22 protein-coding genes are annotated in these 25808 nt (G+C 56.7%); 9 read left to right on the top strand and 13 right to left on the bottom strand.

All coding sequences use genetic code 11. From position 1 onward, the window contains the following. Window positions 1-210: 210 nt before the first annotated feature. The 4 genes from BLR57_RS17170 to BLR57_RS17155 form a co-directional block, all read right to left on the bottom strand. Window positions 211-639: a DUF8030 family protein gene (locus BLR57_RS17170; protein WP_089699658.1), complete on the bottom strand. Its 429-nt coding sequence runs from the start codon at window positions 637-639 to the stop codon at window positions 211-213. A 441-nt stretch (window positions 640-1080) separates the two neighbouring features. After that, window positions 1081-2517: a PAS domain S-box protein gene (locus tag BLR57_RS17165; protein WP_089699637.1), complete on the bottom strand. Its 1437-nt coding sequence runs from the start codon at window positions 2515-2517 to the stop codon at window positions 1081-1083. A 148-nt stretch (window positions 2518-2665) separates the two neighbouring features. Continuing rightward, complete coding sequence (locus BLR57_RS17160) at window positions 2666-3487, bottom strand: IS5 family transposase (protein WP_089699635.1); 822 nt, start codon at window positions 3485-3487, stop codon at window positions 2666-2668. A gap of 430 nt (window positions 3488-3917) precedes the next feature. After that, window positions 3918-5165: an MFS transporter gene (locus BLR57_RS17155; protein ID WP_089699656.1), complete on the bottom strand. Its 1248-nt coding sequence runs from the start codon at window positions 5163-5165 to the stop codon at window positions 3918-3920. Window positions 5166-5591: 426 nt separating this feature from the next. On the opposite strand from BLR57_RS17155, the gene BLR57_RS17150 reads away from it, so the two are divergent. From BLR57_RS17150 to BLR57_RS17130, 6 genes are all read left to right on the top strand, one after another. Then, window positions 5592-8465, top strand: coding sequence for a bacterio-opsin activator domain-containing protein (locus tag BLR57_RS17150; protein ID WP_089699632.1), 2874 nt, complete (start codon window positions 5592-5594; stop codon window positions 8463-8465). 102 nt (window positions 8466-8567) lie between these two features. Next, window positions 8568-8711, top strand: a complete 144-nt coding sequence (locus tag BLR57_RS19105) for a rubrerythrin-like domain-containing protein (RefSeq protein WP_139173391.1) — start codon at window positions 8568-8570, stop codon at window positions 8709-8711. Window positions 8712-8714: 3 nt separating this feature from the next. Beyond that, window positions 8715-10001 (top strand): glutamate dehydrogenase GdhB, encoded by a 1287-nt coding sequence (gdhB, locus tag BLR57_RS17145; protein WP_089699630.1) that lies wholly within the window; start codon window positions 8715-8717, stop codon window positions 9999-10001. 106 nt (window positions 10002-10107) lie between these two features. After that, window positions 10108-10413, top strand: coding sequence for a hypothetical protein (locus BLR57_RS17140; RefSeq protein ID WP_244510094.1), 306 nt, complete (start codon window positions 10108-10110; stop codon window positions 10411-10413). A gap of 81 nt (window positions 10414-10494) precedes the next feature. After that, window positions 10495-11229: a uroporphyrinogen-III synthase gene (locus BLR57_RS17135; RefSeq protein ID WP_089699628.1), complete on the top strand. Its 735-nt coding sequence runs from the start codon at window positions 10495-10497 to the stop codon at window positions 11227-11229. Window positions 11230-11260: 31 nt separating this feature from the next. Next, entirely contained in the window at window positions 11261-11725 is a 465-nt protein-coding gene (locus tag BLR57_RS17130; RefSeq protein WP_280140464.1) for a nucleoside deaminase, read from the top strand. 30 nt (window positions 11726-11755) lie between these two features. Here the strand turns inward: BLR57_RS17130 and sugE are convergent, their stop codons facing one another. The 4 genes from sugE to BLR57_RS17115 form a co-directional block, all read right to left on the bottom strand. Beyond that, the gene (gene sugE / locus BLR57_RS17125; protein ID WP_089699624.1) at window positions 11756-12079 is read right to left on the bottom strand and encodes a quaternary ammonium compound efflux SMR transporter SugE; all 324 of its coding nucleotides are present in this window, start codon (window positions 12077-12079) and stop codon (window positions 11756-11758) included. 78 nt (window positions 12080-12157) lie between these two features. Next, window positions 12158-12439, bottom strand: a complete 282-nt coding sequence (locus BLR57_RS19100; protein ID WP_139173390.1) for a hypothetical protein — start codon at window positions 12437-12439, stop codon at window positions 12158-12160. Between the two features lie 254 nt (window positions 12440-12693). Further along, on the bottom strand, window positions 12694-13134 hold the full coding sequence (locus BLR57_RS19650; protein ID WP_211603308.1) for a hypothetical protein: 441 nt from the start codon (window positions 13132-13134) through the stop codon (window positions 12694-12696). Window positions 13135-13421: 287 nt separating this feature from the next. Continuing rightward, window positions 13422-14318 (bottom strand): SOSS complex subunit B family protein, encoded by an 897-nt coding sequence (locus BLR57_RS17115; RefSeq protein ID WP_089699622.1) that lies wholly within the window; start codon window positions 14316-14318, stop codon window positions 13422-13424. A gap of 609 nt (window positions 14319-14927) precedes the next feature. Here BLR57_RS17115 and mntA point away from each other — a divergent pair. From mntA to BLR57_RS17100, 3 genes are all read left to right on the top strand, one after another. Then, entirely contained in the window at window positions 14928-15362 is a 435-nt protein-coding gene (mntA, locus tag BLR57_RS17110) for a type VII toxin-antitoxin system MntA family adenylyltransferase antitoxin (RefSeq protein ID WP_089699620.1), read from the top strand. Continuing rightward, window positions 15363-15788, top strand: coding sequence for a type VII toxin-antitoxin system HepT family RNase toxin (hepT, locus tag BLR57_RS17105; RefSeq protein WP_089699618.1), 426 nt, complete (start codon window positions 15363-15365; stop codon window positions 15786-15788). Between the two features lie 135 nt (window positions 15789-15923). Further along, window positions 15924-16085, top strand: coding sequence for a hypothetical protein (locus BLR57_RS17100; RefSeq protein WP_244510092.1), 162 nt, complete (start codon window positions 15924-15926; stop codon window positions 16083-16085). A 98-nt stretch (window positions 16086-16183) separates the two neighbouring features. On the opposite strand, the gene BLR57_RS17095 is transcribed toward BLR57_RS17100, so the two are convergent. From BLR57_RS17095 to BLR57_RS17075, 5 genes are all read right to left on the bottom strand, one after another. Then, the gene (locus BLR57_RS17095; protein WP_089699614.1) at window positions 16184-16537 is read right to left on the bottom strand and encodes a DUF8030 family protein; all 354 of its coding nucleotides are present in this window, start codon (window positions 16535-16537) and stop codon (window positions 16184-16186) included. 166 nt (window positions 16538-16703) lie between these two features. Next, entirely contained in the window at window positions 16704-17963 is a 1260-nt protein-coding gene (locus BLR57_RS17090; RefSeq protein WP_089699611.1) for a phage NrS-1 polymerase family protein, read from the bottom strand. 333 nt (window positions 17964-18296) lie between these two features. Beyond that, complete coding sequence (locus BLR57_RS17085) at window positions 18297-22514, bottom strand: primase-like DNA-binding domain-containing protein (RefSeq protein WP_089699610.1); 4218 nt, start codon at window positions 22512-22514, stop codon at window positions 18297-18299. Next, on the bottom strand, window positions 22504-24693 hold the full coding sequence (locus BLR57_RS17080) for a VirB4 family type IV secretion system protein (RefSeq protein WP_089699608.1): 2190 nt from the start codon (window positions 24691-24693) through the stop codon (window positions 22504-22506). Before BLR57_RS17080 ends, BLR57_RS17085 begins: the two co-directional genes overlap by 11 nt. Further along, window positions 24686-25807: a TraC-like domain-containing protein gene (locus tag BLR57_RS17075; RefSeq protein WP_089699607.1), complete on the bottom strand. Its 1122-nt coding sequence runs from the start codon at window positions 25805-25807 to the stop codon at window positions 24686-24688. Before BLR57_RS17075 ends, BLR57_RS17080 begins: the two co-directional genes overlap by 8 nt. Window position 25808 lies beyond the last annotated feature (1 nt).

Raw genomic sequence — 25808 nt, 5'->3', positions numbered from 1 at the left:
CGTCGCCACGAAACGCATCCTCGAAAGAGGGCGGGCCGCCTGGAGACTCGCTGTTGGACATACTCGTTCTTGCGCGGCACGGGATATAGTTCTTATTTCGAGGAATAGTTTCCTGACTTTGTGCGGGGCGGAATCCACCAGCGGACCACAAACTTAACCAACAAATGTTATTCTCTTGTGCTATTGTTGGTTAAGGCGTCACTCCTGAATTCACAGCTCCCGAACTGGCATCACCTGGAATTTGTCTTGATCGTCGACGACGCCATGCTGACCTACATCACTGCCCAGTGACGACCGCGAGAGTCGGTTGACCAACTCCTCATGAACCGCTTCATGGCTAACCGTTGTTTCGTGCCAGCCGAGACGCTCGTCGAAATACCGCTTCTGGAACCGCTGGCCGACGTCGTCGACGGCGATGAACTGTGTCCGCTTCACGCCTGCCACGCTCGTCGAGACGAACTCGACTCCGACATCTTCGTGGGTGAGTTCTACGAGTGCGCACTCGACAAAGGAGACGATGCCAGCTGGACTTCTGCCGTGAGGGAGCGTCAGTTCGAGATCTACCCACGGTTCTTCGCTCGGGTGCTCAGTGTGCTCGCTAGGAAATCGTGATTGCTGTTGCTCGTGTTCGGAAGACATGGTTGTTGAGTGAGTGCCTACGACGGCCCCCTCGCCCCTCTCGGGGGCGACAAACTCCACCGCGGATCGCACTCTTATCCAGTGATTGAATTCTGATATATTGGCTAGAGGTAGTCGTCGTTTGATGGCCCCTCGGCCGGAGAGAGCCAGCGGCGTTTGCACCGGTGTACCCTAGCCTTCCTTTGGATGATTTGGGAGGTGTAGAGTGGATTATGACGGGGCCAGATTGGCTTACAGAGACGCCGGGCAGTTCTCAGGCGGTAATAAGGTCCTCGACGAACCAGAAAATGAGGTGGTTGGGAAAAATTGGCCTTGTTGAAATCCTCAGTTAGTGATAGGTTTTAGGGGTCCTGCTGAATACATAGCGAGCACCTCATACACGCTACCATCGATTTACTATCGCACTGTTTGATGCATAGGTGAAGGACTTTGTCTAAGCACTCACACGAACTCTTCCTGTTCCGCCATCTCAATCTCAAACCGTGCTCCGCCATCGGTTCCATCGGTTACAGACAACTCCCAGCCATGAGCTTCCACGATCCGTTTTACGATGGTCAACCCGAAACCAGTCCCACCCCCTGCTGACGAATGGCCAGCCTCGAACACTTCGTCACGCTTTTCGACTGGAATTCCTGGCCCATCGTCTTCAACGTAGATTCCCTGTTCATCGTGACAACCCACACGGACGGTCACGTCGGACCCACCGTGTTCAACAGCGTTGCGGAACAAGTTCTCGAACACGTGCCGTAGCCGATCGGGATCACCTTCGAAAGTCATCTCATCGACGATCTCGATATTTGCGTCCTCCGTGTCTACTGTCCCCCAGCACTTCCCGACGAGGTCAGTCAGGCTGACCGACTCGGTTTCGCTAATCGTGTCGCCCTGACGAGCAAGCGTCAACGTGTCCTCAACGATTGCCTCCATCCGATCGAGCGCTCGGACAAGTGGCTTGAGATGATCACTTTCGACCTGCTCGGCGAGGAGCGTTGCACGACCTTGTGCGACGTTGAGCGGGTTCCGCAAATCGTGGGAAACAACACTCGCAAACTCTTCGAGGCGCTCGTTCTGCTGACGTAATTGTCGCTCTCGTTCGACGCGTTCAGTCACGTTCCGAGTGACCCCAATCAGGCGCGTGATTTCACCGTCATTGACCACCGGCGCGAGTTTCGTCTGCCAGAAACGTGCTCCCTCATCTACCCGGAGCTCCTCTTGATACGAGATAGGCTCGCCGGCGTGGACACAGCGGTGGTAGTTGGCTTCTAACTCAGCCCCCTGCTCCTCGCCGAACACATCACGCGGTGTCTGGCCCTGTACGTCCTCCGTCGTAATTCCGGTTTGCCGCTCGTAGGAGGGACTGAGGCGTTCGAATTCAAATCGGACACTCTCCTCTCGTTTTTCGACGTTGATGAGAAAGATAGCATCCTCGACGTTGTTCAACAGGGCTTCGTACTCTTCGGCAAGTTCCCGGGCTTCGGCCTCGTACTCCTTTCGTTCAGTGATATCCCGACTGCTGAGGAGAATCCCATCAATGATGTCGTCGTCAAGTCGATTCCGCATTGTGGCTTCGATCCAGCGCCACGAGCCGTCGGCGTGGCGGAATCGGACCTCGACAGTCTCGGATTCAGATGGGTCCGAGAGCACTGTCTCCATCGCGTCGGCGTTTCGTTCTCGGTCCTCGGGATGGACAAACTCGTATCCTTCATGACCAATCAAGTCGTCGGGGTCGTAGCCGAGCACCCGTGTGACAGCCGGACTGACGTAGGTTATCGTCCCGTCGGAATCAACGACTGTTGCGAGATCATTTACCTCCTCAACGAGCGTCCGATACCAGTCAGCCCCGTGTTTATCCTTCTCTCGGGGTGTCGTATCTTCTTCCATTAGTCGTACTGTGTCCAGTACCCATGTATGTATTTTGAACCCGGGTTTTCTCTCCAATAGAAGAGATCTCTGTATCGGTCACACCGCTACTGACGGAGATCAGTGAGTTTCTCACTCGCCTGTGAGGTACACCCTCTATATCGAACGTTCAAAGTGCCTTGTCGATGTTATGAGTGAGACAGCCGACAACGAGTTCACGGAACTGCTTCCACCAGTACCGTGAGCGGACGAACGCACCGTACTTCCGTTTAAGACGGGAGTTCACCGTCTCGTTCTGACTGCGCTGACCGTAGAGACCGGCATCCAACCGAGCATTCCACGCTCTGTGAAGCGACGAGAACTCGCGGTGCTTGATGAGCGGACGAACACCAGTCTCACGGGCTAACGTACGAATCTTCTGATCATCGTATCCCTTGTCGCCAAGGAGAACCGCTACTCTCCTGGTATTCCGCTTGATGAGCGACGGCGCAATCTTCGAGTCGTGTTTTCGTGTTGTCGTCACGTGTACGTCGAGGATAGCATTCACTCTCGTGTCCACGAGAAGCGTGACTTTCAACTGCTGAATTGTCAACTTCGTTCGCTTCGTGTAGTGCTTCGAGGCATGACTGCGGTCGAACCCGGAAGCGTCAATCCCGACGACACCGTTGGTTGGGAGAAGCGTAACTGAGAGATTAAGAAGAACCCGCCAGACTGCCATATCGAGTCGGTTGAACGCTTTGCATAGCGTTGAGGGCGACGGGAGTTCCTCAAGATCGATGGCTCTTCGAATCCGGGGCATCTCGATGAGTTCGTCAAGAAGCATCCGGTACGTCGTATTCTTCCGAACTTTGAGGCAGAGCAAGACGATGTGTTGGTGGAGTGTGTAGCGACGTTTCGAGAACTTCGAGGAGTAGCGGGCAACAGCTCGCCGAGCCAAGTGGTACGCCTGCTCAACGAACCGGAGCAACCGCGACTTCGGGAGGACTTCCATACGATTAGACTACTATGTGAACCTGTAACTCTCCGAGGATTTCAACAGAGCCAAAAATTGTGTTTGACGGTGGAGTGAAACGCTCGATTTCGGGAGTATTGGTACTCTAGTGTGAGCAGGCTTGGGTAGCATCTAACCAAGGAAATTTTTGGCTCGTTTGATGCTTCTGCAGATGATATCCCCGTCACTCTCGAAATCATACGATACAGGCTCTGAAAAGTGAATGACGGGATTTTAGACAGGGTTGCGCACTTCTCTCAGAGAAATCTAGATAATTTGGTAGGCATCTTCCACTAATTTCCGACAAGAATCCCCAAAAAGGTACCTTCGAGAATACGAGGTTTTGCTCATTTTAAAATCACACGGGCCACTCCTGTTCTCCTGTCACGATTACCGGGTTGCGTCCATTCAGTACCGTACCCGAAAGCGGTTAGCCGAATTGTTGGTTTGCTGGTTCTGGAGCCCACCACGCCAGCACGATACCAAGGGCTGCAAGACCCCCGGCCACGAGGAATGCGGTATCGAACCCCGCCGCATCCACGACGGCACCGCCAGCTATCGGGGCGAGAAACGCTCCTGCGAGCCCGACGCTCGTCTGGAATGCCACGGCAGTCGCGGCAACCCGAGGATCGACGAGTTCCCGAACGTAGGTGAACGAAAGGCCGAGCATGAGCTGAATCGCAAAACCGGCGACGAGCAACATCGCCACGAGTACGGCGATCGACCGGAAGTAGGTGAACCCGATGACGAGTGGTGTCGCGACGAAGAACGATCCGAGTACAACCGGTTGCCTCCGACCGGCGAATAGTTGATCCGAAAGTGCCCCACTGCTCATCCGTGCAAGGATACCAACCGCCGGAAACAGGGCGACGACCAATCCGCTGACGCCTAATGAGAGTCCCACCACTTCAGTGAGATACGAAGACCCCCAGCTGTTGATGAATAGATACAGCGAATACCCGAGAAAGCCGAGGCCACCGACCAGCCAGACGTTCCTGTTTCGGAGGACATCGCCAAACTCGGTAAGCGACGGTGCGGAGCTGCTGCTGCATCCGAGCCCACTGCTCGTCGGCCAGAACAGCGCTAATCCAACGAGGGCAACCCCGTTGAACGCAAGGAAGATCGCTGGCCAGCCGAACCACGCCGCGATGAGCGGGCCCGTTCCCTGTCCAAGTGCGAATCCGATCGGCCCGCTGGCAGTAAACACGCCGACGGCAGTCGCTCGCCGGGACTCCTCTACGGATCGACTCACGATATCTATGCCCGCGTTCCAGACCACGACGTACGCAACGCCACCGACAGCTCGCGACGCGATGACGGCTCGGTAATCACCGCTCCGGCCGGCCGTCCATCCCCAGACGCCAGCGACGAGCAGTGTGAGAACTGCGAGGGCCATCGCCGTCCTGGTGTTCGTCCGGTCGAGGACTGCACCGGCGGGAAGGCTTGCAACGACGGCCGTCCCGAACATGATTCCCACGAGGAATCCAGAGGCCGTCGGGCCGATCTGCAGTGAGTCACGAATGATCGGTGTCACGCTCGCAGGGACGATCTCGTAGGCCGCTAGTCCGGTCGAAATGAGGCTTACCCCGCCAACGAGTCCCCACGTCTTCCAGTTGCTCTCCACGGTAGCCAACTCCTCACTGACGGTCGATGTTCCGCTCTCGGGCCGCCCGGTCATCGTGCCGATGTCAGTGTCCACGTCGACAACAGCGAGCCGAAACCCATCTCACCTATCAGAGATGCATCCTCCACGACGTTATTCTGGAGAGAGATACTACCAGTGGTTCCTATCTCAGGATTTGCCAATCCTCGAGTACGCATTGTTTACTAGAAGAGTGGTGACACCCATACCGCTGAGGGTTGAATAACAAATACTTCCTGACACACGTTGTTTGTCTATGAGCTGTCTGAGAAACGCTAGTCTATCCACAGAGTGTACTTCACAGCATCCCAAGCTCCACTAAGACCGTTCAAAGACATAGATTACAACCGTTTCAGCTTTTGCTTTGGAGTCTTTTCCGTCCCACTCGAATGTACGCAGAGCTAAACGCCGTGCTACTCAGTGGGCGATATATTGAACCCCCCGGACACCACATTTTCAGGTATGTCGCCTCCGTCCAGCATGTTACAGTCGACCCGTGTACTTCTCGTTGGGACGACTGGGTGGGTACAGGACTTCGCTGACACCCTGGAGACACGTATTGAGGTGTCCGTCCAGACGATTCCAACCATCGACGAGGCGCTGGACGTCCTCCACAATGAGCCAGTCGATTGTATCGTCACTGATTACGAGTTCGACGACTCGACGGGCATCCAGCTCATCGAATCGGTTCGTGCCGAAACCGCAACGCTCCCCGTGATCCTGTGTACGGCCGCTGGAAGTGAGGCTGTCGCGAGCGAAGCCGTCGCGGCCGGCGTCACGGATTACGTCGCGTTCCGCGAGCCATCCGACGAGATGCTCGACGAACTACTCGAACGAACCGAGCAGAGCGTCCGGTCCGCACAGCGGGCCATCACACAGCGCGATCGAGCGCGGCAGTTCGATGCAATCTTTCACGATACGCGGACGGCAACATGGGTGCTCGAGCCAGATGGAGCGCTCGCTCGCGTGAATCAGACCGCCCGTGACATGATCGACGCAGACGTCGACACGCTCGTTGGAGAGCCGTTCTGGACGCTTCCGTGGTGGAGTGAGACGGACGGCCTGCAAGGAGATGTCCACCGGATCACCGAACAGGCCCTTGGAGGCACGTTCGGAAACGCGGTCGTTACGCAATCGCCCGCTGTCGAGAAACCACACGTCATCGATCTCTCTGCCCGCCCCGTGCGGGCTGAACGTGGTGAGGTTGTCTCCATCGTCGTTGAGGGAGTCGACATCACTGAGCGGGTCAGCCTCGAACGAGACCTTCGCCAGTCCGAAGAACTCCATCGCGTCACCCTCAACAACATGACCGATACGGTCCTCATCACGAACGAGGAGGGTGACTACACCTACGTCTGTCCCAACGTCCACTTTATTTTCGGCTACACCGCCGACGAAATCCGTGAGCTGGGAACGGTCGACGAACTCCTTGGCGAGGACCTCTTCGACCGCGAGGAACTCGCCGAAGAGGGCGTGTTGAAAAACATCGAGTGTACGGCCACGGACAAGGCCGGTCGTGAACACACGCTGCTGGTCAACGTCCGGGAGGTGTCGATACAGGACGGCACCCTCCTGTACAGCTGTCGTGATATCACGAAGCGCAAGCAACGTGAGGTGGCGCTGGCGACGCTCCAGGAGACGGCACGGGATTTCCTCTACGCCGAGACGAAACAAGAGATCGCCCAGCACATCGTCGATGACACGCCAGGCGTCCTCGATATCGACGCGAGTGCTGTCTATCTCTTCGATACAGACGAGAACAACCTCACTCCAGCCGCCCAGTCGGCTGCGATGGAGCAGTTGAACGGTCCCCTTCCGACAGTGCATGCCGACGGTACCGAACTCACCGGGTACAGCTTCCTCGAGGACGAATCGCTCTTTTTCGACGACGTACACGATTGCGACCGGCTCGACAACCGGGCGACCGACATTCGGAGTGCCGCGTACATCCCGCTCGGCGACCACGGCGTCTTCATTGCGGGCTCTCCCGATGTCAGCCGATTCGACGCTGTGACACGGGAACTCGCCGACCTCCTCGCTGCAACGGCCGAAGCAGCGCTCGATCGCGTCAGCCGGGAGAGTCAACTGCGCGAACAGGACCGGGAACTCCAGCAACAGAACGCCCATCTTACCGCCCTGAACCGTACCAACGAGATCATTCGGGAAATCGATCAGGCACTCGTCCAGGCGGAGACGCGGGCGGAGATCGACCACGCGGTCTGTGAACTCCTGACGGCAGACGATAGATTCAGCTTCGCCTGGATTGGCGTCGTCGACGCCATCACCGACACCATCGAACCACGAGCGTGGGCTGGCAACGAGCAGGGCTATCTGGACAGTGTGTCGGTCGCCGTCGACGAATCAGAGACAGAACCGGCGGGCCGGACGGCGGCGACGCGAGAGGTGACGATGGTGACGAACGTCGCTGCCCAACTCCGACAGGAAGCGTGGCGAAAGGAAGCCGTGGCTCGGGACTACCTGTCGGTGTTGAGCGTGCCCCTCGCCTACGACGAACTGTCGTACGGTGTGCTCACTGTCTATGCGAAAACGCAGAATGCGTTCGACGAGATGTCCCAAGAGGTGCTCGCGGAACTCGGTGAAACGATCGCCTCCGCGACGAGTGCAATCGAGCGGAAAAACGCCTTGCTCACCACGTCGGTGACGCGATTCGAGTTCGAAATCGACGACCCGACGTTCGTGCTTTCGCGGCTTGCGCAGGAGGCGGAGTGTACGCTCTCTTATCAAGGGGGCGTCCAACAGACCGACGTGGGGAGCTATGTCTTCGTGACCGTCGAAGGGGCCGAGATGGATATCGTCGAGCAGGTCGCAATGGACCTTGTCGCCATCGAGGAGGTACAGCGAGTCAGTGCGGATGGGACCGACGGCGTGCTCCGGCTCCGGCTATCTCAGCCATTTCTCGCACTCGAATTGGCCGACCACGGTGCCGTTCTCCGGAGCGCAACGGTCGACGAGACAGGGACAGTGCTCGTCATCGATGTCCCAGAGAGTGTCGACGTCCGCCCCATTACGGATCTCGTGACTGAGTCGTTCTCGACCGTCGACCTACGGTCGAAGCAAACACTCGACCGTTCGTCGACGGAGGACCTCTATTCGAGATTTCTCGAGCGATTAACTGATCGCCAACTCGAAGTCCTTCAGACGGCATACTATAGTGGATTCTTCGAGTCGCCACGCGAGAGTACTGGCGAAGAGGTCGCGGCCACGTTGGGGATTTCACCACCGGCGTTCTATCAGCACGCCCGAACGGTCCAGCGAAAGCTGTTCTCGACGCTGTTCGACGATATCGGAGTACCCACTGCACCAGCCACGGTATAAGGGCGACCTCAACTAGTTCAATAACAAACCCCCAATTTTGGATTCACTTCGTTATTCAATAGAGATCTTGATTCTGTTGTCTTTTGTAGTCGAACGTGAGGGATGAGAGACGTAGATTACGACACCAAGGACGAGTCGGCATACGAGTGCTTCAGCTGTGGAACGATTGTTATCGCTGAAACGAATCCTGGTAGCTGTGACGACTGTGGAAGTGACATGCGAAACCGGCAGACGCCAATCGAATAACCCATGGTAGCACATTCACCTCAAGAGCAGGAGCGGGCCGAACCGACCGAATTCGAATCAGCCCTCGAAACGGCCCGTCGGCAGCTCGCGCATGCAGCCACCCATTTAGACCTCAACCCGAATGTCGTCGAACGGCTCAAATATCCTGCGAAAGTCCACGAGGTCAAGGTACCGGTCGAGCGTGACGACGGCACTGTCGAAGTTTTCACCGGCTACCGGGCACAACACGATAGCGTGCGTGGTCCCTACAAGGGTGGACTCAGATACCACCCCGATGTTACGCGTGACGAATGCGTCGGGCTCGCAATGTGGATGACCTGGAAGTGCGCAGTGATGGATATTCCGTTCGGGGGTGCGAAAGGTGGTGTCGTCGTCAATCCGAAGGAATTGAGACCAGATGAGAAGGAACGACTCACTCGCCGGTTCACTCAGGAGATCCGTGACGTCATCGGCCCCACCCGGGACATCCCGGCTCCAGACATGGGGACAGACGCACAGACGATGGCCTGGATTATGGATGCATACAGCATGCAGGAGGGCGAGACGACGCCAGGAGTCGTCACTGGCAAACCGCCAGTTGTCGGTGGTAGCGAGGGTCGTGAAGAAGCGCCAGGACGGAGTGTCGCGATTATCACGCAACTCGCTTGTGAGTACTACGACTGCCCGCTCGAAGAGACGACTGTTGCAGTCCAAGGCTACGGGAGCGTCGGAGCGAACGCGGCCCGCCTCCTCGACGATTGGGGTGCGACCGTCGTCGCGATTAGTGACGTGAACGGCGCAATGTACGAGCCAGACGGGATCGATACGGCGTCCGTTCCGTCACACGATGAGGAGCCCGAGGCGGTCACGAAGTACGCTGACAACGTTATTTCGAACGACGATCTGCTCACACTCGACGTCGACGTCCTCATTCCCGCAGCACTTGGTAATGTAATCACCGAAGGGAACGCGGAAGCGGTTGCTGCAGACCTCGTTGTTGAAGGCGCGAATGGTCCGACAACATCGTCGGCTGATTCGATTCTTGCCGAACGAGATGTCGCAGTGGTTCCAGACATTCTCGCCAACGCTGGCGGGGTCACGGTCAGCTACTTCGAGTGGCTTCAGGACATCAATCGGAGAGCGTGGTCGCTCGAACGGGTAAATGAAGAACTTGAAACCGAGATGCAAGCCGCCTGGGATGCTGTTCGAACGGAGTTCGAGCAGCGGGACGTCACCTGGCGTGATGCGGCCTACATCGTGGCACTGTCCCGCATTGCGGAAGCACACGAAGCACGAGGGCTCTGGCCGTAGCTAGATGCCCCATCCTTCCCCTCTGCGGACGTGGCACCCATCGACGCCGCTTGAGCGAGAGCTTTACCGAATTTTTCGGCTGTCATCGATTGGGAGCGCAGTAACAGTGGTCGGGTTCGTCGGGTATCTCTGCCTCGGGATAGCCTTCCATGTAACTGGCATCTATACGCCTCCGTTCTCACAGCTAAGTTTCTCAGATCCTGTGTTTATGATTCTGAGTTTTCTCATTGGGGCGCTCATCTGCCTCCTCTCTGGATCGCTCACGTTACTCACACTTCTTGCGAGTGTAAAGGATGCCAACGCCGAATTTGTCCTCTTGATGAGTCTTATCGCCTTCGGGTTCGGTGCAGCCACAATTCGAGTCACGGCTGCTCCACTTTTGGCCTGGCTTGCTGCACTCGGATGGGGGTAGATCGGAGAGCATGTCAGACTACATAGCCCAGTACGTACAATTCCCAGTCCGAACATCTCCATCAACGTTTCCCATCGAAATATGAGCAAGCCAACAGTAGCTGTTCTTCGACCCGATGACGATCGGATTACGGAGGCAGTCAAGTATCTCCGCTCACTAGGAGTTACAGCAGTAGCAGATCCAATGCTGACGATTCGTCTGACTGGTAAGACGCTAGGGGCGGCAGACTATTGCGTCTTCACAAGCCGTACCGGAGTGGAGATAGCTGTCGAACAAAACTGGTATTCTAGTAAATCAACGGTGTGTGCCGTTGGACAGCAGACCGCTTCGGCATTGCGGGACGATGGTATTCCAGTCGATATCGTGCCGTCCACTTTCACGTCCACAGGTCTCGTTGAAGAACTCGCTGCTGAGGTCGACGGGTCAACCGTCGAAATCGCCCGCAGTGCACACGGCAGTGATGTACTAATTCAAGGCTTAGAGACTGCCGGTGCAGATGTCTATGAAACGCAGTTGTACCGATTGGATCGCCCAACTGATGCTGGCCGGTCAGTCACTCTCGCCACGGACGGGCAACTGGATGGTATCCTTTTCTCGTCACCCAGGACAGTGAACCATTTCTGCGAAATCGCCGCCGAACAAACCGGTCTACCCGCACTCCAACGGGGAATGACAAAGACAATCATCGGCGCAATCGGCCTACCGACGGCTCGTGCGATTTGGGGCCACGGCATCACGGTGGACGTGATACCAGACACAGTCGGGTTTTCTCAGCTCGCAGATCGCACTGTGGAGGAAATCGACACCCGCAATTAACTCCCATACCCTCATAGCTCACTATTCAACCGTGGCCACTCCACAATTCGACGATCACGCGCATGAATCGCATATGCACGAGGCCTTCCAGCTCGCGCGTGAGGCTGCTACCCGTGGCGACGAACCGCTCGGATCCGTTCTCGTCCACGAAGATACCGTCATCCTGGCCGAGTCAAATCGGGTACGAACTCAGAACGATATTCGGTATCATCCCGAACTCCACCTCGCGTACCTGGCATGCCGAGAGTACGACCCCGATGAGCGCGCTAGGATGGGGGTTTATACGAGTACTGAACCCTGTCCTATGTGTGCGAGTGGAATGGCGACAGCTGGGTTCGGGCGTGTCGTCTACAGTGTCGGAAGTGAAGAGATTGCGGCATTCACTGGAACCGAGCCAACGGTCCGTTCCTCGGAGATCCTGGATGGGGTCAGTGATGTTGTCGGGCCTGTTATGAATGATGAGGGGCGTCAGATCCACAAAGGGTACGATTGGTGACCACGCCAGAAACCGTTCGGTGAGGTGTCGTTAGTGGCCGCCCGAAACGAAGTGGAGGCCGACGATCCCAAAGACAATCACAGAGATGAAGAGGAGGCGGGCACTCGTTGCGGGTTCGTCGAATAAGGCAATCCCGAGGAAGGCGGTTCCCACGGCGCCGATTCCCGTCCAGACAGCATACGCGGTCCCGATTGGCAGGTTCTGAACTGCCTTTGCGAGCAATACCATACTGATAATGAGCGCCACGACTGTGCCCAGCGTCGGCAGTGGTTCCGAGAGGCCGTCAGAATACTCGAGCCCAATCGCCCAAGCGACTTCGAACAGTCCAGCGATGAAGAGGAGAAGCCATGACATTACGCTAGCTCTTTCTCACTCCTGTGGCTATGGTTTTCGATATCAAGAGGAGACCATAGGATTTCAACAGAGCCGACCCTACCGGTATCTGTACGAAGAGAGAGCGTCGTATATCTCACGAGCTTGTTGTTTTGCGAACGCCTCTGTTGGCGAGATGAGAGTAGTTCGATATCTTAGTAGTGTACCGGGTTTTCCATTTGGGAGCACTGTCTCGGTTAGCTCCGCCAAGTGATGGCCAGTCTGACTCACGTATTCAACATTCCCCTGAACAGTCCGACTCGAGAAACTTCGTTTCCTCTTTTTGACTAGAGCGGTTGCTTCCTCGATCTCGATATCAAGGAGGACCGATTCGTATTTCATTAGGGACGGATGTAGGTACCCAGAGTCAGTAAAAGCCTGTTCTGGTTCACCTCACGAATCCCAGTAGTGGGGGGGATAGTTGCTATAAAAATCTCCCTCCACAGACACAGACGCGCTCTCTATTCAGCACGATTGTAGGAACCTCACCAGTCCCTGTCAGAAGTGCCGTGCAAGATATAGAGGGTGTATGTATCACAGCAACCAGTTTAGTTCGACACACATTCTCTGAACCTATCGAGCAGTAGGCCTGCGAATCACCCAACACGTGGGTTATCGCGGTTTGAAACAATGGGAGTAAGACGACGATTCAGTGCTGCAACAACTCCAATAAGAATGAAGAGGCAACCACTGGCAATCAAGAGATACAGCCCCGGCTCGACTACATACCGCTCTACTGCTAAATAGCTCTGGAACACACTACCGAACACAACGAGTATTAGTCCGCCAGCACCGATGAGAACGGCATCCGTCCGCCAGTTCGGGTAGTGTCCCAACACGACAGCCACAACGACGGCCATAACGAGAACGATAACAAGGAAGTCGATGTCTGAAAAACCGGCGTCCAAACCCGCTATGTATTCATCCGTGATGCCGACTGGCTGTTTCCGCACCCATGGAAGCCACACACCGACGACCGCCAATAGTGCAGCCACAATCGTCGCAGTAATATATGCAAATTTCTGCTTGGAGGACATATGTCAGACGAAACGCTGTTCGATTAAATGCTTTCCCTGTACTGAGCGATTCACTTTGGTCACATAGAGTGCCGAAGCGATGACCCACTCGCGCTCTGTATTCAGCACGGTCACAGAAACCTATCACCAACCGAGAACAATCTAAGACCGTAGATACGGAGCGAGCTAACTACCAGACGATAGCGAAAGCCCGGCGGCTCGCGAGCCGCCCGGAACGTGGAGGTTGGGTGGGGCGGCGGGAAGTGGGTGAACGAGCACATAGCAAAAAAGAGTGCCACGTTGTCTGGCTATTCCCACCACCGACCGCGCTCAGGGAAGGTGAGGCTCGACCATCCAGTGACGGCCAGTGAAACGCGCCCTTCGTACCAGTTTCGCGCCGCGCCATCGATGCGCACCTGCTCGCCCTCGTCCATCAGGGGTGCATTCGACGCTTTCCAGACCGTCACTCTGGTTTTTCCACTATCGTCGGCGATGAGGCCCACTTGAGCGATACTCGGATGCGAGGGAACCCACAGCGTCTCGACACGCCCCGCAATACGCACCTCTTTGCGATTCACGTCCTCGAGCTTCCCGATGGGAACTACCTGTCCCGGCGCCGTCTGCAACTCCTCGAACACACTGACGACCGCGCTCATCATGTCCTTGCCACCGACCACAGCCTCACCAAGTCGCCGCCCAATCGCCGCTCGCGACCAGCCATCCAACTTCTCACTCAATCGCACCGCCTGTGTGTTCACCGCCGCCAACTGCTCCTTCGTCAGTTCTTCACGCGGATCGTCTCTATCTGGGTCGGCCCACACATCCACGCTCGCCGCCCGCTTCTGGAACTCTTGCCGCTGCTCCACACTCTGTGTCGCCGCCACAACTCGCGACCGCTTCTCCCGACCGTCCTGCGTTCCGAACTCCGCTCGTGCACTGATGCGCTCCAGCTCTTCCTCACGGCCTCGAATGCGCTCTTCCTGTTCGAGGGTTGCCCCGTAGATTCGTTCGTCGTCGGTGTCGACGATTCTGTCCGGGTGGTTTGCGTCCACCTTCGCTTGCACCTCCATCTGTACCGTCGCTCTGAACTCCGGGGTCTCGTCGACGACCTCGAAGCCGTCCTCGTCGACCGCTGCTTCGTCCGCGTTTTCGAACGCCTGTTCATCGACCGAAACTACATTACTGGTTGCGTTGTTACTTGACATTGGAACTCACACGTTCCTGAAGGCGCTCACGCGCCCGACACCGCGATGCACCAACATCGCGGACTTCTCACAACGTCACCCGACAGACTCGTCTACGCGCTCTCGCTCGCGCCTTCGTGAGCGCCCCTTGGGGCGCGAGCGAGAGCGCTCACGGAAGGCTCCACAGACAAGCACGCGCGCCGGACAGGCCGGACCGAGTGGCCAGCGGAGTTAGTCTCGTCGACGACGAGCACCACTGGCGCGCAGGCGTCGATTGACTAACCTGCTGGCGCTTCGGGAGAAGCGAACGACGCGCGGGACGACCACCGGGAGTCCCGTGGCGTGCCGAGGCGAACAGCGTGAGCCGAGTGCAGGCGGCCGGCCGACTGGACGGCGAGCGGGCGTACCGAGTCGTCACACCTGGCAGACAGTAAGGAAGCGACGTTACCACTCTACACCGGGTGAGGCGTCGGATGTTGCACACTGATCGCTTCGATTGAACAACTCATCCACTGTTGCAAAATAGCGAAGTGATTCATGAGTCACTTCGTACCCTCGCAACAGAACATCGTCAAGATGTAGACGCTGTTGTATCTGGAGATATATTACCTTGGAGCGTAAAGCACCACTATGGCCGACTCAGATGACTCCGCTGTCGATACACTCGACATTGATGCCATCAGGGCGTACCTCGCTCAAACGAAGGTCAGCTTCGCGATTCTCTTTGGGTCACATGCCAGAGGGACGGCCGACGAGTCATCGGATGTCGATATCGCACTCCGGTTCCCAGCGGAGATGCCTGAAAACGAGCGATTCCGCCGACGGAACCGTATCGACGCTGAGTTACAGGAATTTGCGGTGGGATTCGTCGACGTGAGTGATATCGAGTCGCTCCCAACGCACGTTGCATATGCCGCGATTCGAGATGGGACTTGTCTCGTTGGTGAGGAGGAAGTCGTTGACGCGTATCGAGAACAAGTCACCGCGGCGTACGAGGCGGGCCAGAATGAACGAGAGCAAGCTCGTCGTGAATTCATCGATCGACTTGCTCGTGGTGACGTCTAGATGGTTGATCCGGACATCGTCGTCGACAAACTTCGTCACATCAACGAGTACACGAACGACCTGAAGCAGATGCGTGGGATGTCGAAGACAGAATATGTCGAGGACGTCATCGTTCAACGAGCTGTCGAACGGACGTTCATGAACCTCATTCAGTCCTGCATCGACCTTGCCCAGCATATCCGTGCTTCTGAGGGACTTTCACCGAGTGGAACCTCGAAGAAGGAAATCGAGTCGCTCGGGTCTGCGAACATCATCTCATCAGCGGTGCAAGAGCAGATGGAAGAAGCAGTCGGGTTTCGGAACATCCTCGCCCATCGGTATGGAGATGTCAATCACGATGTCGTCTATGCTGTGCTACACAACGACCTCCACTGGTTCGAGCAGTTCCAACAAGAAATTGCACAGTGGTTCCAGCAACGGTACTGATTCACTTACGACCGCGATTCTGGAGGGCCCTAGAGACAACCCCAACAGTCTCGGCGGTCGATGACAATATCTGAAATAATGGAGAATTCGTCGACTCCACTGACGCCGTCACAAGAATCTGCACTTGGACTCATCATGCAGGGTGTCGATGACGATGAAACGATTACACACAACGAAGCTGTCGACCTCCTCACTATAGGTGGTTTCGAGCGGCCAGAAGCACACGACCTCCTTGAGCAGTTGTTGCTGAAGGGGTATCTCTACGAAGCGACGGGTGGGCTCCGAATTACCGGTTGAACTCACTCATACGAACTACCGAAACTGAGACGCTACGCTCTCGTCACCCGTTAACCAACAGTCTGAGAATACAACCGCTTGTGTTGGTTAACTGCTCATCACGCGCTCCAAAGTTGTCCGACGAGTTTGACGCTAAATCGGTCGAACTCGTCGTCGGCCTCACCGCGGTTTCGCTCTCCACTCAACGAAGTCGTACGAGTAAGCCGATCCACGAGTTCACTTCGGACCTCCTCTCTGCTCATCATCGTCTTGTGCCACCCAAGCCGCTCGTCGTAGTGCCGTTTCAGGAACGTCTCGCCGACGTCGTCGTCGGCAATGAACTGCGTCCGCTTCACTCCCCACACGTTCGAGGAGAGGTACTCTGCACCCAGCGACTCATGGGTTAGTTCGACGAGGACGCATTCGACGAAGGAGACGATTGAGACTCGACTACGACTGTTCGGCACCTGCATCGAGAGGGTCGTCCACACAGGGTGAGGGATGTCTGGACAGGCTGGTTCGTGGTTGGTACGTCGATTTCGCTTGTGCTGTTGCTCCGTGTTCATGGGTTATTTAGGGGGCAGTCACTCACCCCCTCACCCCTATTGGGGGTGAAAAACGAACCCTGCGGGCGCTGTCTTACTCTGAGTCGGTCCCGAGCCACTGTTTCGTCCGGTTCCACACAGACGCCGACGCTTCTGTTTCGGCTTCGGCTCCGCCACCCTGCTCACCGGCCTCTCCTTGTGAGGTACTCGTTGCTGCTCGCTCTCGGTTTGCAAGTTCGTCTTCGAGCTGTTGAACTTCTCTTTCGAGCGTCTCGATACGCTCGTTTTTCTGCTCAAGCGTTGCTTCGAGTGTGTCGACACGGTCTGCCAGCAGTCGGTTCTTTTCGACCAGATACGCTCGGTTGCGGTCGACGTCGTCGCCGACGTCTGGTGAGGTCTCTGAAGGTGTGTGAGAGTCACTCGAGTTACTCTCGGTGCCTGGGTCGTAATACTCCGAAGTGTTCGAAATCGCTCGTTCAACTGTCTTTTCTCCGTACGTCGACCCGTCGGCGTAGTGGACTTCGTCCCACTTCTCGCGAATGAGTCCGGACTGTCGAAACAGTCGCTCCAGTTGTTGTGTGTCGCCGCCAGTCCAGAACGCGAGGAGACAGCACAACGCCATGTCCGCTTCCGACTGGCTGTCGTAGCCCGTGATGTTCCCGTTCCAGAGTCGCTCGAACTTCTCGCCGTTCGAGGCGCGTTTCGCTTTCTTGAGTAGGGAGTCGTCGTCGAGTGACGTGCTAGACGGTGCCTCGTCACGTTGCGTTACACGCTTAGGACTGTCTGTCGATTGCGTCGACTCTTCGTCTGCGACGTAGTCCCGGTGAATCGCTTCCAGGGCATCTTGTCGGTGTGCAACGTCTCGTGGCGTCGCCGCCACCCGGTCGCCGGTCACGGTGAAAAAGCGCGCTGTGTCGTAACACTCGATCTTCCCTCGTCGGTTGCGGCCGTCGGGTAAGCTCCCTTGGATGAGCACATGATACCCCGTTCCTGATGGCGACACTTCCGTGTAGGAGTCCAGGCGTTCGATGATGTCCTGTGCGTCGTCGTCGACGTCTCCGCTCTCTGGATTGCGACAGTCGTCGAGGTCGACGCCGACGATGGTGTCCTCCTCAGTGAACACGAACCCGACGCCGTCGGCCCGGCCGCGCTCCAGATATCCGAGGGCAGTCTCGAAGTCCGACCATGTTTCGGGGTCCGTCGACGACGCGAATGACCCCACCCCTGGGACCACCGGAATCTTCGTCGCTTTCCCGTCGCGTTCCGCCCGTCGCCAGCACACCCACTGGGGTTGTTCGACTAATTCTTCGGGTATCGATTCCTGTGTCAGCATCTCGGTAGGTTCGCCAGTCATTGGTTGTCTCTTTTGGGAGCCGCGCCCCTTTTGGCGCCAGAAAAAATCCCTCGCTGTTCACTTCGTTCACTTCCAACGGCCTCACCCCCCTCTATACTAGTTGGTTTTTGCCGTAACAGAATCCCCAATTGGAAGATAGAGACGCTGAGGTACAGGCGTACGCCATGTACGGCATTTTTCTGAGCAAGGGTCAGTGTTACGGCATTCTCGGTTTTGCCGTAACACCACGCTGTCTTGCGTTTTTGCGGATTCTCGCGAATCGCAGCAGCCCGTTGGCGTAACGCCATCGTGAAATGCGATAGAGTGGCGTTTGAAGGCGTACACTGCCTAATCTCAGAATTCATCGTTGCCACCCCGATTTGCGAGCGAAATCCCCTTGTAGCACCGAATCGCCTCCCCATCGTGGCGCTCAGTTGTCCGCTCAAATTCTATCTGGTTACTGAGGCGTCGACTGAACCAGCTCGGTGAATCGGGAGTGATCTCGTGTTGTTTGGCCCACGATTCATACGTCGAATAGACGTCTGCAGCGGGGACTGAATTGCCCCCCTCTTCGACAATCCACTCGGATACAAACTGCTCGACAACAGCATCAGAATCATCTTTCCAGTCTTTGGTTGGAGCTTCCTCGGATTGCTCGGTACTCTCAAGGATTGTCTCAAGAGGCTTCGTAGAACCGTCCCTGTAGACGACCGCCTCGTTATCCTCACGGAGAATAACGATTGCATAGCTGTCCGTACTGTTCGTTGGGTCGACCAATTCTTCTGTAGGGATGAACGGCTGTTTGATTGTCGCCCAGTCAGCTTCGAGTGCCGCTTTCGACTCATAGACGTGAATCTCCCCACGTTCATAGACGAGATACTCCTCCACGGGGTGGTCGTAGCTGTAGGTTGCGGGCACACGGTCTTTCGTCACGTTGTCCCAGCCAGAGGCACGGAGATACTCTGTGCCATCCCCATCCTGAAGGGCAATCTCGTTTCCATCCTTCACCCACACAGAGCGCTTCGAGTCGTCGCCCCCGTTCACTGGCCGGATGGCCGTTACGCCACCGTGCTCGGTTGCTCCGCCATTGAATGTCAACGGCGAATCGTGCGTATAGAACCGTGTCTTGCCGTTCGCGAGCTCACGAACTGGCGGTGAGAGGATGGTCTCGATTCGTTCAGCCCAGTAGGTCTCTGTCTCACCTGTTCGGACAACAAACAGCGGAACTGCGCTCTCCGCTTGTGCCTTCTTGAGATTCGTGAGAACCTTCGTTGGGTACTCTGGCGTCGTCGTCTCGACCTCGATTGCGAACGGCGTTTCGAGGTCCGGATGCGTCGCTCTGGCGTCCGGTTTCTCACTCCCGTCTTGCGTGAGAATCGAGACGGTGAACCCCAACGGCGACAGCGCCTGCTCGATTTCCAAGAGCGCATCGTCGTGGTCGCTTCCACCGGCAGATCGTACGTCGCCTGTGTCGGGTTCAGCTTCGGTTTCACCTGCCTCCGTGAGTCGGACGATGAGTTCGTCGGCGTCGATATCGACCGTGGTATCGAGCAGTCGTGATCGCTTTCGAATCTCCGTGAGTTCCTCATAGGCCGGTGGTTCGGCGTCGACACGCTCGTACAGCTCTCGCAACGTCTCGTCGACTGTCTCGACGCTCACCCACTCGTTGTCCTCATGGACGCCGTTGCGGAGTTGCACGCTTCGGACGGTCTTCGCGATGGCGACGTCCAAATCGTCCACGTCGATACTGAGAGCTTGGTTGATTTCTTCGGGTGTCCGTGTATTGGGTGCTGAGGATTCTGGGACACCAAATTCCTCGGACGCCCGAGTATGAATAGACGAGAGCCTCTCCGAGAAGCGTTCTTCTTCACGCTCTGTAAGTGGATAGTCACTCTCTGGGTGGCCTGCTGGTATCGGGAGAGGCTTCAAGCTGAACGGGTACGGGCCTGTTTCGCCAAATATTGGGCTTGGAAGGCTGGCGATCCACTCACCACGTGGGAGCGACCGGACTCGATTAGCAAATTCGACTGGGTCCATTTCCTCGTGTGCCATCGCTTGCGCCAACTCTTGGTCGACGTTGACTTTCCCGACGAGAGAGCTTCCGATGTTGTTCAACGCGTTTAGATACACTTTGCGACCACCCTCGGCTTCTAACTGTTCGGGGAACTGCATTGACAGTCCCACAGAGAGGCGGAAGCTTCGCCCTTTTTCGAGGAGGTCGTTCATAATGTCCGAAACAACGACTGATGCCGCCTCGTCGACGAGCAAGTTTACCACGTACTGGTCGGAGTACTGGTTAAGATCACGTTTGCGTTCTCTGAGTGCGTCGTCGAGATTGGTCAGAATCACACCCGTCATGATGCGGGCGGCCTCGCCACGAAGGTCACCAAGGTCGAACAGGATGACGGTGTTCTCGTCAAGCACATCACGGAAGTCGAACTGGTTTTCTGTGTTGTTGAAAATCCGACGGAGGTGAGTGTCCTGTGAGATGTATGCGAGGCGGTTCGCTACACCGCCCATAATGTTCGAGAATGTGCTCGAATCCAGTTGGAGTTGCCGACGTAGCGTTCGGACGACTTCCTCGTCGCTCGATTGTGGTGCATCTGCAAGGGACTCCTGTGGTGGTCCGGCATCCCACAATTGGTCAACCGCGTGTTCCAGCTGTCGATGGGCGAAATAGTCTGCAGACTCACGGTACAGTCCGTTTTCACGACCGTGTTCTTCGTCGAACAACGCCTTGATCAGTGTCTTGATAACGGTTGGAGAGACGGTTGCCCGCTCGTAGCGGTCTGTCCCCATAACGAGCTTCAGAATCTCTTCGTAGTGGTCTGCCTTCCGCTGAATGGCATCCCTTCGGTGCCGCCCATTCCGCATCGAGGGCTTCAGATTAAAGAACGAGAAGCCCGGGAGAACATCCGGAATTGGGAAGTGGATAACGTTCTCCTCTAAGTCGCTCATTCCGAAGCGCCGAGCATGGGCTCGCATATAGTTCTCGGCCATCCCATCGCCCTTCGGGTCGACGAGGATGACAGGCCCATCGGTGTTGTTGTACAGCGAGAGGATTTCGTTGATGAGTGCCTTCGACTTCCCTGATCCCGTTGTACCGAAGCGTCCGTAGTGGGTTGGGAGTAACCCTGGTGGAATGTGTGTTGGTTCGTCCTCTGGGTCTCCGTTCTCGTCAAGAGCGTAGCCGATAGCCATGCCGTCACGGAATTCATCCATGAGGTCTTGGTGTGGGCGTGGTAGCGGGTTTCTGCTCTGTTGCTCCGCACGTGTCCCTCTGGTTCCTTCTACACTGAGCTGCTCAGCAGACGGAACGAGAGTGAAGTTCGCCAACTCATCGGCGTTCAACACGAGGTTTGGTCGCACTTTCCCGCTACTTGTTGTGATTTCGCGGTTCAGCAGTCGCTTGAGCTCTTTCCGGGCGTTCTTCTCCTTCGTAGTCTGTCGCCACCCTGTCTCCCGGAGTCGCCTCCCATCAACGCCGTAGAACTGACCCTCAAGCGAGTCAAATACGGGTCGTAACGACTCCATCTTCTGCTCGAGATGCTCTATATCGGCATCTTTCGGTGGAACCGAGACGGCCCGAATATTCACTGTAAAGGTTCGTGCCGGGTCTTTCTCGGTGATGTTCTCGATCCGCTTCTCGACACTTTCGCTCAGTTCCCTGTGGTTCGCCTCGTGTGCTTGTTCGTCGACTTCGAGAAGCGGTCCGACGAGCTCTTGAAAAAGCGTGTCTCGACCATCAACGAGATTCTCTTTTCGAAGCTCTGCATCTGCCGTCCAATTGTCTCGTCGTTGGAACACGACCTGGAACGCGATTGGCTGCTCAAACTCGTTCAGGTAATCGATGAGAGTAGCCAGTGGGACCCCTGTGGATTCACTCGCTCCGTTGACTGTCGAGGACTCTGTGAACGGGACAAGTGTCGTCATCCAGTCTTCCTTCCGAGTCGTGCTGCCACACCATCGAACACCGACTGGCCGAATCGAATCAATGGCAGGCCGCGCAAGAATAGTACCGTCTTCGGTTACCACGGGTTTCCCAACCGAAGTCTGCTTTGCACCTTCAGGGCTGGTGTCTGAATTTGCAAGGCTAACGAGTTTGTCGCCCGCTTTGACCCAAGTCTCGGTGTCGGAGGGTTTGTTCTCTGGGCCCTCTTCGCTTACAGCCTGTCTCTCGTCGCCACTAAACTCATAGAGCAATTGACCTCCCCTTAGGGCCTCACTGAATCTCTCTCGGGAATAATCGACCGGCTGGATGAGTTTCGTTGCAGTATTGAGGTTTGCTCGTTCGATATCGAACGACGAGGGATAGATTGAGCGAAGCCGCGCTTCTAGCGTCTCTAATCGTTCATCGGCACCATAGTAGAACTCAACTGGTTGGTTATGTCCCTCACTAATGACGAGAAATTCGAACCGTGGAGGGAGTGTAGAGTGAAACGGGTTGAGTTTCTCGAAGAGTCCTGGAGAGTCAGTAGTAGTCAGTTTGTGGAGACTAGCGAGTGTCGTTGCGACATCGTTCGACGGGAGAGCCTCTGCGGTCGGTGTGACACGAAGGTACTCACGGTTCATGGCTGTTTCTCACCTCATTACCACCGTCTGTTTCGGCGGCGACAGCACTACTGCCCTGGTCTCGTAAATTGGCACGGCTGGCTTGGTCGTCGCTGTTACGTGAATCAATCTCTGCACCAGGGAGTGACTCCCGTGTCTGAGTCGTCGGGTCGAAGTCGATGACTTGCTTCTCTTTGGGCATCGCTTCGACCTTGATACCGCGCCACTCGCCGTCGACGCCGACAAGCGCCTCGGAGAAGCCAGCGTCCTCGTTCCCGGGGACTGCATCCTGCACGTAGCGCATCTGGGCGTAGTTCAGGCCGAACTCGTCGGCCCACTGCTCGTCCATCCCATCAAGACGATGGAACTGCTTGACGGCACACTGATCGAGGATGGCCTCGGATTCGGCGTGCTCGAAGAACTCGTCGACGGTCTGCGTGACGAGTCGAATCGAGAGGTCGTGGTGGCGGTGATGTCGGAACACCGTCTCGAGGAACGCTAGACTCGCGGCGTCCTGCATGATGTACCGTGCCTCGTCGATGACGAATACGACCTCCTTGTCAGTCTCCTTCGCCCGCTCGTACACGAGCGAGATGAGCAACTGCATCGTCAGCGCCGTGCTGCTGTCGACGCTGCCCTCCTGCTGTGCAAGGTCGAGGTAGATGACCTTCTCGTCACGGATGTCGAACTCCGAGGACTTCCCGAGATTAGCGTGGCGACCCTCCTCCTCGAACGGACGAAGCTGGTCGAGAAGCCACGTCGCGTCTTCGCGGATCTTCCCGGCCTCTTCGTCGGACCGAACCACGAACGACTCTGGGTCGTCGACCATGTCCTCGAAGACGTCCATCATGTCTCGGATGGTCGGGCTGGGGTTGCTGTGCGTCGAAATGTCGTCGATGATGTCGTTGCGCTTGTAGGCGCGCTTGAGGCCGAGTTCGAGTGTTGTCCGGCGGTCACCGAGTGAGATACCGCGCAGTGCGAAGAAATTCGTCAGGAAGCTCATCGCGTCGTCGAGCTTCTCGTTGAACGGGCTCGCGTCCTCACCCATCGCCCGCTGGACGTGGTCGGGCGTTTGGCGAATCTCCAGGGGATTCAGCCCGAGGGTCCCACCGACCGTGATGCGTTTCGCTCCGAGTGCTTCGGAGACGCCTGCCCAGTTGTTGAGCGGTTCGAGGATGATGCCGATGCGGTCCTTGCTCTGCTCGATAGAGCGGATGAAGTTCTGCTTCGAGCCGAACGACTTCCCAGACCCAGTATCGCCGACGGTGAACATCGCGTACCCGTTGTCACGGGCGAACGGGTCGATGACGACGGGACTCTGGTTGTCCTTGTGGATCCCGAACTCAACCCCGCCCTCTTCAAGGATGGTCGCGTTATGCGGCGACGAGAGGAGTGCGCCAACGGCCCCACCGAGGGCGATTGATTCGCGGCCAAATGCATTCCCTCCGATGGGAGCAACCGACTGCAGCGCGAGGTCCTGCCGGCAGATTGCAGTCTTCGGCGTCAGGTTTGCTGGCTCGTCACGGAGAGCGCTTTTGACCTTCTGCACCGAGTTCCTGAGGTCGTCCTTGTCGTCGGCGCGAACTGTGACGAACATCCCCTGGTCGAAGACGTTCGCACCACTCTCGACGGCCTTGTACGTCGCAGCGGCTTCGTTCGCTCGCTCTTGGAGGTACGCACTGCGGACACTCTGTTCCAAATCGGCGTCGACCTGGAGGTCGTCAGCGATGTCCTGCAGTTCGTTCCGTGCCCGCTGCTGGTTCTTCGGGGTGATGTGCGCTGTGAGGTCGAACTCGACGTCGGTCAACTCGAAGAGGTCGCTCAGATAGCCGTCGTTCGGGTAGTCGGCGTAGTCAGCGATGTACAGTGTCGTCGTCCATTGCTCGCCGACGCGTGCAGCTCGTGTTTCCCACTCGATGGCTGCCGGCGCGGTCACCGTCTTGTGGGACTCGGAGATGTCGTCGAGGAGTTGGCCTTCTGCGTGACCCTCTTCGAGCGTCTCCTCGTCGAGGACGTCCGAAAAGTCCACTTCGGGTTCGTCGTCGGCGGTGTGGCGGTTCTTGAGACGGTTCCCGACGACGCCGAGAGCCACAACCGACAGGAGATAAATCGCAGCCCCCTCGGGTGACGTTGGGTTCAGTAGCCACTCTGTAAGCTGGGTCACGGTCTCACCACTCACCTGCAGGACAACGCTATACATCAGTCTCGTCCTCCCGACGGGAGCGGCCGATGATTGGCTGCTCGCGCACAACACGCGTTGCATCGTCGTGGGTGTGCTCTTGTCCGTTCCAGAAGTCCATGTTCAGGACGAACAGCTCGACCGTACTGAGGCGACGAGCGGACCAGCCAGACGCCTGCTGGATGAATTCGGTGCGAACGTCATTGACGCGGCTATCGAGCTTCTTGAACATCTGTGCCCGCTTCTCTACAGCCGTCAGATCCTCACGACGGGTCACGAACGGGTTAAACAGGAACCCGATGACGGGGAACTGCGTCAGTTTCTCCGCAGGTGTGCCCTCGTCTCGGTACTTGTCGTAGACTTCGATCGGGGCAACTTCGACGCCGATGTAGTAACGAACTTGTTGGATGCCTCGGTCACGCATCTCCTTGGGGCGCGTCTCACGGTACTCTTCGAGGAGTTCTTGGAGAATTGGGTTCTGTTTGACGTCCTCGTCATTGAGTCGCTCCTCGATCGTCTCGGTGATTTGTTCTACCGGGAATGACCGAGTTGTCGCGTGGAATTTGAGTTTCGAATCGAGTTCCTTATTGGCGAATTCCTTACTCGCTTCTTGGAGTTTGGCCCAGTCGTCGGACATCGCGAAGTCCATGTTGCCCGGATTGATTTCGATGAACGCTTCCATCGTTCCGTCCACTCGTTGAATCGCTCCAGCACCGGGCCACGCCCGCTTGACGTTCGTGAGATCCTGTGTTCGCTCGTCAGGTTTGAACGGCGTGTAGTTCGCGAGACCGCCTTCATTTCGTACGGTCTCGTTCGTGGTACTCTTGGGCTCTTCTGGGGCATTGAACGTAACTCGCGGACGCTTGGCGTAACGATAGACGTCCTTTGTCCACGTCCACGCGTTCAGGTGGTCGGGAGAGACGTAGATGACGGCAACGCCAAACCCGAGTCCCCCTGCTACGAACGGGAGAGCAAGTGATTCGATTCCGCTGAGGCCGGCAATGAATAGGCCAATAATTGGAAAAGCGATGAGTACGCCGACGTCCCCCTCTTCGATGTTCAGGTAGGGGATGCGACTCTCTTCGCCGAACTGATTCATAATGCGCCGTGCTGCTGTGTCTTGATCCATCGACATG

This window comes from Halogranum gelatinilyticum, from assembly GCF_900103715.1.
Lineage (GTDB): Archaea > Halobacteriota > Halobacteria > Halobacteriales > Haloferacaceae > Halogranum > Halogranum gelatinilyticum.
Note: the sequence above shows the minus strand (reverse complement) of the source record. Positions and strands in the feature narration are given on the sequence as shown.